At 42.6% G+C, this 12,336-nt stretch carries 6 protein-coding genes and 1 pseudogene; 5 read left to right on the top strand and 2 right to left on the bottom strand.

Annotated elements, in window-relative coordinates; translation table 11 throughout:
* Positions 1-14: 14 nt before the first annotated feature.
* From mazG to ACSJJG_RS03875, 4 genes are all read left to right on the top strand, one after another.
* Entirely contained in the window at positions 15-806 is a 792-nt protein-coding gene (gene mazG, locus ACSJJG_RS03890; protein WP_481088561.1) for a nucleoside triphosphate pyrophosphohydrolase, read from the top strand.
* A 253-nt stretch (positions 807-1,059) separates the two neighbouring features.
* Positions 1,060-2,697, top strand: coding sequence for a glutamine hydrolyzing CTP synthase (pyrG, locus tag ACSJJG_RS03885; protein ID WP_481088560.1), 1,638 nt, complete (start codon positions 1,060-1,062; stop codon positions 2,695-2,697).
* Positions 2,698-2,814: 117 nt separating this feature from the next.
* Positions 2,815-4,116, top strand: coding sequence for a phosphopyruvate hydratase (gene eno, locus ACSJJG_RS03880; protein ID WP_481088559.1), 1,302 nt, complete (start codon positions 2,815-2,817; stop codon positions 4,114-4,116).
* A 351-nt stretch (positions 4,117-4,467) separates the two neighbouring features.
* Positions 4,468-5,853 (top strand): SLC13 family permease, encoded by a 1,386-nt coding sequence (locus ACSJJG_RS03875; protein WP_481088558.1) that lies wholly within the window; start codon positions 4,468-4,470, stop codon positions 5,851-5,853.
* Between the two features lie 51 nt (positions 5,854-5,904).
* On the opposite strand, the pseudogene ACSJJG_RS03870 reads toward ACSJJG_RS03875, so the two are convergent.
* Positions 5,905-7,388, bottom strand: a pseudogene (locus tag ACSJJG_RS03870) (aldehyde dehydrogenase family protein).
* Positions 7,389-10,134: 2,746 nt separating this feature from the next.
* Here ACSJJG_RS03870 and ACSJJG_RS03865 point away from each other — a divergent pair.
* Positions 10,135-10,482: a DUF6694 family lipoprotein gene (locus ACSJJG_RS03865; protein WP_481088557.1), complete on the top strand. Its 348-nt coding sequence runs from the start codon at positions 10,135-10,137 to the stop codon at positions 10,480-10,482.
* 260 nt (positions 10,483-10,742) lie between these two features.
* On the opposite strand, the gene metK is transcribed toward ACSJJG_RS03865, so the two are convergent.
* Positions 10,743-11,897: a methionine adenosyltransferase gene (gene metK / locus ACSJJG_RS03860; protein ID WP_481088556.1), complete on the bottom strand. Its 1,155-nt coding sequence runs from the start codon at positions 11,895-11,897 to the stop codon at positions 10,743-10,745.
* Positions 11,898-12,336: the final 439 nt, after the last annotated feature.

The following is a 12,336-nucleotide window of genomic DNA, read 5'->3' as shown; positions in this document are numbered from 1 at the left end:
GAAAATGGATTAAGATGAAATCGAACTCTATTGAACGACTGAAGGGAATAATGGCGCAGTTGCGCCATCCCCAGGATGGTTGTCCTTGGGACAAGGTACAAACCTCCGCTACGATTGCCGCTTATACTCTGGAAGAGACTTATGAAGTGCTTGATGCGATTGAGCGCAATGATGTCAGTGCCTTAAAAGAAGAACTGGGGGATCTGCTGTTTCATATCGTATTTTATGCTCAGATGGCCCAGGAACAGCAACAGTTTGATTTTAATGATATCTGTGAGGCGGTGTGTGACAAACTGGAGCGCCGTCATCCTCATATCTTCAATCAACAAGCGGGTATCAGCGGCGAAGAGGCAATAGGCAGTTGGGAACAACGCAAGGCCGCAGAACGGGCTGAGAAAGATCAGCATTCGGTACTGGATGATATTCCTGCCAGTTTACCGGCCTTGATGAAGGCTTATAAGATCCAGAAACGTTGCGCTTCGGTCGGTTTTGATTGGGATACCCTTGGCCCCGTGCTGGACAAAGTCTATGAAGAAATTGATGAAGTCATGGACGAAGCAAAGCAGGCGGTGGTTGATAAAGAGCGATTGGAAGAAGAGTTGGGAGATTTACTGTTTTCGGTGGTTAATTTATCCCGTCATTTGGGGCATAAGCCGGAGATCGCATTACAAAAAGCCTGCCAGAAATTCGAGAATCGTTTCCGTCATGTCGAAAAATTGATCCTCGACAAAGGCATGTCACTGGAAACAGCTACACTAGATGAAATGGAAGCAATGTGGCAGCAAGTGAAAAATCAGAAGATATAGCAATCACAAAAAAGTTGGAAATAGCGAAAAGGATGTCGCTTAAACGACTGAATAACCTGAGTCGGATGAAAAAATTTCACACCAATAACTTAATGAATTTAAAGAGAAAGAAGTGTGTTTTTTTCGCCGTGTTACTGTTTATGTGGCACCTTACCCCGTTTAGATGGTTTGTAGCGAAATTAAGGTTAGGGTATACTGCTTTCCCGTCCTGTTATATTCATCATCCTTTTAAACCTAAACTTTCAGGTTCAGCATGAAAACTAATTATATTTTTGTGACCGGCGGGGTCGTATCCTCTCTGGGTAAAGGCATTGCCGCAGCCTCTTTGGCGGCTATACTCGAAGCCCGTGGACTCAATGTCACCATTATGAAACTGGACCCGTATATCAACGTCGATCCAGGCACAATGAGTCCAACCCAACACGGGGAAGTTTTCGTTACCGAAGACGGCGCTGAAACTGATCTTGATTTAGGTCATTACGAACGTTTCATCCGAACCAAAATGACACGCCGCAATAACTTCACAACAGGCCGTGTCTATTCTGAAGTGCTGCGCAAAGAACGCCGTGGCGATTATTTGGGTGCAACCATTCAGGTTATTCCTCACATCACTAATGAAATCAAAGACCGTATCATCCGTGGCGCAGAAGGCCATGATGTTGTGTTGGTGGAAATCGGTGGTACTGTCGGTGATATCGAATCCTTGCCATTCCTTGAAGCTATTCGTCAGATGGCGGTGGAAGTCGGCCGTGAAAACACGCTGTTCATGCACCTGACGCTGGTGCCTTATATGGCCGCAGCGGGCGAAGTGAAAACGAAGCCGACCCAGCATTCCGTGAAAGAATTACTGTCGATTGGTATCCAACCGGACGTATTAATCTGCCGTTCAGACCGCGTCATTCCGGCCAATGAGCGTGCAAAAATTGCGCTTTTCTGTAACGTTCCAGAGAAAGCGGTTATCTCTTTAAAAGATGTTGATTCCATTTATAAAATTCCAGCCCTCTTGAAATCTCAGGGCTTAGATGATTATATTTGTAAACGATTCAGCCTCGAATGCCCGGAAGCGGATCTGTCCGAATGGGAACAGGTCATTTATGAAGAAGCCAACCCATCGGGTGAAGTGACCATTGGGATGGTGGGCAAATACGTTGAACTGCCAGATGCGTATAAGTCAGTGATTGAAGCGCTGAAACATGGCGGGCTGAAAAATCGCCTGACAGTCAACATCAAGCTGATCGATTCACAGGATGTTGAAACGCGTGGTGTTGGCGTATTGAAAGGTCTGGATGCGATTTTGGTACCCGGTGGTTTCGGTGGCCGTGGTATCGAAGGTAAGATCATGACCGCACGTTATGCCCGTGAAAACAAAATCCCCTATTTGGGTATTTGTTTGGGTATGCAAGTGGCTCTGATTGAATTCGCTCGCAATGTTGCGGGAATGGCAGGGGCTAACTCCACTGAATTCGATCCTGAATGTAAGTTACCGGTTGTTGCTCTGATCACCGAATGGCGTGATGAGAACGGCAACGTAGAAGTACGTAGCGAAGAGAGCGATCTCGGCGGGACGATGCGCGTTGGTGGCCAATTGTGCCGTCTGACTGAAAACAGTCTGGTACATAAACTTTATGGTCAGAATGACATTGTTGAACGTCATCGCCATCGTTATGAAGTGAATAATTTGCTGTTGAAACGCATTGAAGATGCAGGTTTGTGCATTGCTGGCCATTCAATCGACAACAAACTGGTGGAAATCATCGAGAACCCAGCACATCCGTGGTTCGTGGCGTGTCAGTTCCATCCAGAATTCACTTCAACGCCTCGCGATGGTCATCCGCTATTTGCTGGCTTTGTCGAAGCTGCTGGCAAATATCAGAAAGGCCAGTTGAAATAAGATATGGGGCAATGGATTGAGATTAAGCTAATTTGCTTTTAAGGTTATTACTATTTAAGAAAATAGTTTTATTTTCAATCCGTTGCCCGTAATTTAACTTGTACTGAGGAAAACCTAATGTCCAAAATCGTTAAAGTGCTTGGTCGTGAAATCATCGACTCCCGTGGTAACCCAACGGTAGAAGCAGAAGTACACCTGGAAGGGGGCTTTGTTGGTCTGGCTGCTGCGCCATCAGGTGCATCAACCGGTTCTCGCGAAGCGCTGGAACTGCGTGATGGCGATAAGTCTCGTTTCATGGGGAAAGGTGTACTAAAAGCCGTTTCTGCGGTTAACGGCCCAATTGCACAGGCTCTGGTTGGTCAGGATGCGAAAGATCAGGCTAACATCGACAAGATCATGATCGAGCTGGATGGTACTGAAAACAAATCTAACTTCGGTGCTAACGCGATTTTGGCTGTTTCTCTTGCTAACTCCAAAGCCGCGGCCGCAGCGAAAGGTATGCCTCTCTACGAGCACATCGCTGAGTTGAACGGCACTCCGGGTAAATTCTCCATGCCTCTGCCAATGATGAATATCATCAACGGTGGTGAGCACGCAGACAACAACGTCGATATTCAAGAATTCATGATCCAGCCGGTTGGCGCAAGCACACTGAAAGAAGCTGTACGTATGGGTTCCGAAGTATTCCACAATCTGGCAAAAGTGCTGAAAGCTAAAGGCATGAACACTGCGGTGGGTGATGAAGGTGGCTATGCGCCAAACCTGGAATCTAACGCAGCAGCGCTGGCGGCAATCAAAGAAGCGGTTGAGAAGGCGGGTTACGTTCTGGGTAAAGATATTACTCTGGCGATGGACTGTGCAGCTTCTGAATTCTATAACGAAGAAACGGGTAACTATGAACTGAAAGGCGAAGGCAAGACTTTTACCTCTCAGGAATTCACCCACTATCTGGAAGGATTGACCAAAGAGTACCCAATTGTTTCCATCGAAGATGGCCTGAACGAATCTGATTGGGAAGGTTTTGCTTACCAGACTAAAGTGTTGGGTGACAAAATCCAGTTGGTTGGTGACGATCTGTTCGTAACTAACACCAAGATCCTGAAAGAAGGTATCGAAAAAGGTATTGCAAACTCCATCCTGATCAAGTTCAACCAGATCGGTTCTTTGACTGAAACGCTGGCTGCAATCAAGATGGCAAAAGAGGCAGGTTACACTGCGGTTATTTCTCACCGTTCCGGTGAAACTGAAGATGCAACTATTGCTGATCTGGCTGTTGGTACTGCTGCGGGTCAAATCAAAACGGGTTCTATGAGCCGTTCTGACCGTGTTGCTAAATACAACCAGTTGATCCGTATCGAAGAAGCACTGGGTAATCGTGCTCCTTTCAACGGTCTGAAAGAAGTGAAAGGACAGGCATAATTGTCGGTTTTTTCCTTTAAAAAATAAAAATTATTTATGTTTTGGCGAAAGAGAGTAGTCTCTTTCGCCTTCTTATCGAAAGAAAATATTATTTTTCATGCCGGTACTTATCTTATTGCAGGATGAAAGTGTGATATAACAACAGAAATTTAGTTCTTTTTTTGAACAATAATTCAGTGGCCAGATAAATCCCGCGTAGCAGATCCCAAAATTATACAACTCGTATTTTATTCCTTGTTAATACTCCTTATTATTTCATATGTAATGTAATTCTTTAACATTTGTGACAATGATTCATCAATTATTCTTTTTACATTACAGAGTCATGTTTCATTGTTTTATGGAGTCTTCATGGACGCTTCTGAATCTTTAACCCCAGCGATTGGGCCTACACCCTCAAATAAAAGAGGCTTAATTATTCTCGCGCTGGATATTATCTTACTTGTGATATTGCTTAATTTATTGCCTTTTGGGGAAAAAGCAAATATAGGTTTGGCACTAATGGTATTTGTTGGCGTGTTATGGTTAACGGAAGCCATTCATGTCACCATTACTGCGCTGTGTATCCCTATTCTGGCGGTCGGCATGGGATTGATGAATACCGGTGACGCGTTGAAATCTTTTGCCAACCCGATAATCTTTTTGTTCTTTGGTGGCTTTGCACTGGCAACAGCGCTACATATCCAAGGTCTGGACAGATTGATCGCTAATCGTCTGCTGATGATTGCCCGTGGGCGTTTATCTGTGGCGGTATTGCTGATATTTGGTATTACTGCCCTGCTTTCTATGTGGATAAGCAACACGGCAACTGCTGCCATGATGTTACCACTGATCCTCGGTATTCTGGCGAATCTGGATGTACGTACTGAGCGCAATACCTTTGTTTTTGTGCTGCTTGGTGTTGCCTATAGCGCTAGCATCGGTGGCTTGGGGACATTGGTAGGTAGCCCACCCAATGCCATCGCTGCCGCACAATTGGGCATGGATTTCTTTACATGGATGAAATATGGCGTGCCAATGGTGATTATTCTCATGCCTGTCATGATTGGGATAATGTACATTATGTTGCGCCCCAATCTGAATCATAAATTTGAACTGAAATTGGAACAGTTAGAGTGGAATAGTAAACGTGTTATTGCTATGAGCATTTTCCTGCTGACCGTGGTGTGCTGGATTTTCAGTTCATTCATTAGTGATGCACTCGGCGGTGTCAAAGATCTGGATACAATTATTGCAGTGAGTGCAGCTATCTTGATTGGTATCACCGGTGTATCAACATGGTCACAGATTCAAAACAACACTGAGTGGGGCGTATTGATGCTGTTCGGTGGTGGTTTGACATTGAGTGCTGTCTTGAAAAATTCCGGTGCCAGTGAAGTTATGGCAAATGGCATGGCGACGACTTTTGGTACAAGCCCCTGGTTTGTGATCATTGTTGTGATTGCTGCATTTATTATCTTCCTGACAGAATTTACAAGCAATACGGCAAGTGCGGCGCTGCTCGTGCCTATTTTTGCCACGGTTGCAGAGGCACTGGGAATGCCGGTCATGGTTTTGACTATGATAATTGGTATTGGGGCATCTTGTGCATTTATGTTACCTGTAGCAACACCACCTAACGCGATTGTGTATGGCTCTGGTTATATCAAGCAAGCAGAAATGGTCAGAGTGGGGATAGCACTGAATCTGGCGTGTATTGCCATTATTTCTGTTATCGCTTGGTTTTTCTGGCTGTAAATGATTCTTTGGTGAATGGGTAAATCGCCACCCTTGCAGGTGGCGATTGTGTTACTCTTCTTTGGTGCTGATATAGATATTTTTCACTTCTGTATAAGCATCCAGCATCATCTTGTGGGTTTCACGCCCAAGTCCTGATTTCTTATAGCCACCGAAAGGAGTATGAGCGGGCAATTCATGATAGGTGTTGATCCACATACGGCCTGTTTTTATTGCTTTGGCGATGTGCAGGGCACGGTTAATATCCTGCGTCCATACGGCACCTGCCAGGCCATATTCGGAATCATTGGCCATTTCGATAACGTCTTCTTCGTTACTGAACGGAATGACGCATAGTACAGGCCCGAAAATTTCTTCCTGTGCCACCCGCATCTTATTGGTGACATTGGTCAGGATCGTCGGCTGGATAAAGAAACCATCATCATATCCTGCCCCGGTTATGCGTTTTCCGCCAGTCAAAACGGTAGCACCTTCCTGTTTTGCGAGGTCGATGTAACCTAAAATAGTGTTCATCTGTTCTTCACTGACCTGGCAGCCCATTTCTGTTTCTGCCAGCATCGGGTCGCCCACTTTGATTGATTCAAACACTGTTTTCAGTGAATTCAGGAATTCATCATGAATATCTTTATGCAGGAACAGGCGGGCGCCGGATTCACAGGCCTGCCCTTGGTTCAGCAAAATTGCATTGGCGGCGTATTTGATGGCCTTTTTCATATTGGCATCCGGGAAGACGATGTTGGCTGACTTCCCCCCAATTCCAGTGTTGCCGGAATAAGCCTTTTCGCCGCCGCTGCGGCAACGTTGTAACCGACTTCTGTTGATCCAGTAAAGGCTACTTTGTTAATGCCGTCATGGTCGAGAATTGCCTGGCCTACCACTGAGCCACGCCCTGTAACAATATTGACAACACCCGCGGGTAAAACTTGATTCATGATACGCCCCAATTCAAGCAGAGTGATTGGAGTCAGGCTGGCAGGATTGATAACAATAGTATTACCGGCAGCAAGGGCAGGAGCGAGTTTCCAGGCAGCCATTAATAGCGGGAAATTCCACGGAATAATCTGCCCGACTACGCCGATGGGTTCTCTGATGACTAAGCTCAGTGTGTCATTATCAATGACATCCGTCGTATCAGAATGAGCACGGATAACGCCGGCAAAGTAGCGGAAATGATCAACCGAAAAAGGAATATCGAAATGACGACATAGCGCCTGGGTTTTACCACCATCCAATGTTTCAAGGGCAATAAAACGTTCGGCTTCGGCTTCCAGCAAGTCGGCAATTTTCAGTAATAAAGATTGCCTCTCCGCCGCGGATGTTTTGCTCCATACTGGCAGCGCTTTTTGGGCAGCCTTGACGGCAAGTTCAACATCTTCGGCATTTCCTGCTGCATATTCTGTCAACAATTCACCTGTTGCAGGGTTGTAGCTTTGCATCGTATTTTTTGAAACGCTATCAAGCCACTCACCATTAATCAGCATCTTATAAGATGTACAAGGCAACAATGTTTTTTCGATATCATGTAGTTTTTTCATTATATTCTCCGGGTACTTTGGTTTGAGGTATGCTAGGATATATATTCCCAACTTATTATCAGACTAATTCTTAATTGTGAGCAAAGTTGAACTGAAATATAAAAGAGCTATATCAATAAATATAAACCTTGATAGTTAAATGCGCGACATATAAAGACTACATAGAATATGATTTTTCTAGTGGAATATATTTTTTGAGAGTAATAACGGTATGTTATATCTTCTTGTTCTGCTTGTGTTTTTTTTGGTGTAAATTATTTCACTTGCTGTTAATTTGGTTTTTATATCTCTTATTATATTTATTTATTATATCTTAGGAAAGATTTTAATTTTTTTAGCAGGTTTTTTCTAACGCTTTTGCATGATTCGCTTTATATTTCATGAGTTTTTCTTTTTTGCGGTTCCCTCCCTTCTTTTTCCTCTTCTGCCAGGGCCGTCCCTGTTGTGATTCCCTTCCCTTCTGCCTTCTTACTCCCTCACTTATCAGCTCCTTTGTCCCCTGTTTTCTCTCTGCCCAGGTTTTTCTTTTTCTTGATTCTGCCTTCCTTGCTGGCGGATGCCTTCCAATCCTTTAATTGATTAATGCATAGTAGAAAGATTAATTTTATTTAGCAGCTGGATTTGGTAAGAATATAAAGCACTGTAATTAACGTGACTTTTCACATTTTATTCCACCAACATCTCACCTTTGGCATGGTGTACCCGCAAATTTCCATTAAATTAGACTTTACGACAGGCTTCTTTTATAGCCGTTGAAAAAATTGTAATACCTTTTTTGTATCGTCCCCTCTCCTTCTGTCGCTGTAATATTACTTACACCCCGACTCTAAGGTGTATGAGTTTGATATTCATAAAAGGAATTATTTTGCGGTTATCCAGAAAAGGCGCTGACCATCTAATGCTGTAAGGGTTTGGTGAACATATTAACCCGTGGCAAATGCCCATAATCCCATCATGGCATAATTAATCTTTCAGTAATAAAGCCACGAACATGTTGACAGGTATTTCTTCATTTTGCTGCAAATTCCCCACATTTTTTATCTTTTTCTTTCCAGCTATTCCTGTGACTTCTGGCGGATGAGTGGCGAAGAGTCACTTTTCAAATCCCATTAAGGTATTCATCCGGATTTAATTCTGTGGGGAATAAGGCGGTAAATAAAACACCTCAATGCGACTTTTATAGTTTTTTCTTTAGAACTGTAGCCATAGGTCTCCCGTTTTTATCCATTTTTCGTATTGATATTGGGGTCTTGTTTATCTTTTATTAATTCATTTGATTTCTCGTTTAGTGGCAAGAGTACGTCTTAGTATTAGATAAATTCTCATTATTTTGGCAGGTATTATTCGTACAATAAATCGACTTTAATCCGACTCTGAATTTTTGTTATGAACCTTCTCAAGATTGTAATGCCTAGGTTGTGTATTCAATAGATAGACTGCATTCTTTTAATGACTTTACGACCGTCTTCTTTTATGAGATTGTAAATATAACTTTTTGGCGGTCATCGTCTCCTTTCTGAGCGGTTTTCATGCGGGTTGTAAATTGCAACTTGCAAATCATAGGTTCTTTAACCTGCCCCGCTTATTGTGGCTGATATAAACATATCTTGAAAGGCGCTTTTCCTTTAGTACAAAGCCACTCGATGACATGTGGGAAAGGAATTATTTTGCGGTTATCCAGAAAAGGCCGCTACCATCTAATGCTGTAAGGGTTTGGTGAACATAAATTTCGTCCGCTTCCTCTCCGGCTTTTTGTCTTGATAAGATCTGGATGTAACCATTTTTCGATGGCTTCTTCCGTTTTTTTTGTATGGAGTTTTATAGTTTTGTTCGTAAATCTCTTTTAGACGGTTTTCGCGGGTAGATTTCCCAATCTTTAGATAATCAGTGAGCTTATTTCGGCAATTTCTCGATCCGCCACATTTCCGGTATGCCAAATGGGACATACTGGCTTTTGAATGGCTTTACTCCCCAAAGGGCAAACGGTAATTGCATTTGTGTCGGGGTCTTATCGCGTAAAACTTGTTCTGCTTAAGTTTGTCTTTCATTCCAGTAAACGTTGTTCCCGCCCACGTTGTTGCCATCTGAAGCAAGGTTTCCATGTCTCCGAGGCTGTTATCGCAAAGGTCTTACAACATCTTCTTGTACCTGACGTTCCTACGTGCGTTAATAACGTCAGCTATTTGTTAGGTGATAATGCGCAATCCGTTGATTAGTGATACTAGTGATTATCATCATCTGGACGAAGTTATTCGCATTTTCTTCTCGTTGATACATTTGCGTATCAACCAATTGATCCGTATTATATTGTTGTACTGGAGGAAGTGTTGAAGTTGTCGAGTATCTTTTTTCATCTTTCCATAATACAACCATTATTCGTATTTGAACACCGAATTAATAACCAGATCGGGCTTATACATCATGGCTTTTTCGATATTGAAATCACTGGTATAGGCATTAGGGAAAACCGGAATTTTCCTTAGCTGGGGAAATTTCTTTTTATAGACTGTCACAAGATCAGGGAATTGTTTCTCCTTTTATAGGAAGTGATATAAGGAATAGCAGATTGATATTGCAATATTTCAGAAAATAAATTCGGTATGTATATTGATTATTTTTAATTACATAAAGTAATCAATAATCAAGTTATAAATATTCTTAATTTGATAATAAAAATTTTTCTTAAAACGATTTATATGTTCACATTCTTGCTATGATTACTTTATCGGTAATCGCGGGGCTGATCATGAAAAAATTGTTAACGATTTGTTTATTAGGATTTGCATTGATTGGATGTGATAATCAACTCAAAATTGATGGAAAAAATGACATCGCTGTAAAAACATCCATTGAGAAAATCAGAGATACTTTACCAGAAGATAAAAGATTACAATTTGATGACTCATTAAATGTTGTCATGATCAATAATATCGACTTTGATGATCTGTTCAAGGATAACAAGAATGGAAATATCAAACATGCAGATATACAAAAGTTGGAACAGAAATTTTTTCAATCCCTTCATGGGAAAACAGCCGATCAAATTATTGAAGAAGCAGAGAAAATTAAAGCGGCCAGCATGCACAAAAAATGAGTATATACCTTATTAAGTTGCCTCCAATAGAGTTAGTTTTTCACCACATTGGTAGCAAACATAGCAATTTTTTCCTCTGAGGGACTTATTGTGTTGCCTTATCGTTAGTTCATGTTGCTGACAACGATAATAATAAGGGAATGTCTTACTGCACACAGAATGTACGGGGAACGCTAACGGATTTCATTACGGCTGAATACTGTACTTTTGATCATAAAAAAACCCGCAGTATTTGCGGGCTTCATAGGTTAGCGAAGCATTTATTTCAATCCTGCCGCAGAGCGCAGAATTTCAGCTTTATCTGTTGCTTCCCACGGGAATTGTTCACGACCGAAATGACCGTAAGCTGCGGTATCGCGATAAATGGGTTGTAACAGATTCAGCATCTTGATCAGGCCATAAGGACGCAGATCAAAAAATTCACGGACTAGTTGGATCAGTGTGGAAATTGGGACTTTCTCTGTACCGAACGTTTCCACCATGATAGATGTTGGCTCTGCAACACCGATGGCATAAGAAACCTGGATTTCACAGCGATCAGCCAGACCTGCCGCAACGATGTTTTTGGCAACGTAACGTGCTGCATAGGCTGCTGAACGGTCAACTTTGGAGGGATCTTTACCAGAAAATGCTCCACCACCGTGACGAGCCATACCACCATAGGTATCAACAATGATCTTACGGCCAGTCAGACCACAGTCACCCATTGGCCCTCCGATTACAAAACGACCTGTTGGGTTGATGAAATATTTGGTCATCGGAGTAAGCCATTCAGCAGGTAATACCGGTTTGATGATCTCATCCATCACGGCTTCATGCAGTGCTTTTTGAGCAATATCTTCGCTGTGCTGGGTTGAAAGGACAACTGCATCAATACCAACAATCTTGTTGTTCTCGTACTGGAAAGTGACCTGACTTTTTGCATCAGGGCGCAACCACGGCAGCGTGCCGTTTTTACGAACTTCGGCCTGACGCTCAACCAAACGGTGTGCATAAGTGATAGGTGCTGGCATGAGAACATCCGTTTCATTGGTCGCATAACCAAACATCAAGCCCTGATCTCCTGCACCTTGCTCCAGAGGATCTGTACGGTCAACACCCTGGTTGATATCTGGAGATTGTTTACCAATGGCACTGATAACTGCACATGAATTGGCATCAAACCCCATATCTGAGCTGGTATAGCCGATTTCACGTACTGTATTGCGAGTAATTTCTTCTATATCAACCCAAGCGCTGGTAGTGATTTCACCACCAACCATGACCATGCCTGTTTTAACATAAGTTTCGCAGGCCACGCGAGCTTTAGGATCCTGTTTTAAAATTGCATCAAGGACGGCATCGGAAATCTGATCGGCAATTTTGTCTGGATGTCCTTCTGAGACAGACTCAGAAGTAAAAAGATGTGTAGTCATTATATTTTATTACCTTAAAGATAATCTTGGATTAATGGCGGATGTTTTACCGTCTAGACGGCTATTTTAAGTCACTCTTGCTAAGGTTACCAGTTTTTTTAATTCTAATTAGCTTCCATTGTGTGACATTTTAGCTTCATCATCTAAAAAGTATGAGGGATGTTCGACTTTATTTAGGTAAATTGCATTTTGCAATTTTGCTGGATTACAGGTATAAACTGCGCGCGTAGCATAAGTCATTTCGATGTTACCCACAGCATAGTTATTTGCAATATGCAGCATATAAGCAGCAAGTAACAGCAATATTGGGCTGACATCATTATATAGTCACGCAGTAACTCGTTGTTTAGTACTCTCTAAACGTTCCTATAATCTAAGAGCATGCTGTTCCCTGACATTTTTTAATGCGCAAGATACGCACGATAAAATAGTGTCTTGG

Source organism: Xenorhabdus sp. SGI 60 (genome assembly GCF_056632175.1).
This window is presented reverse-complemented; position numbering and strand designations above follow the sequence as displayed.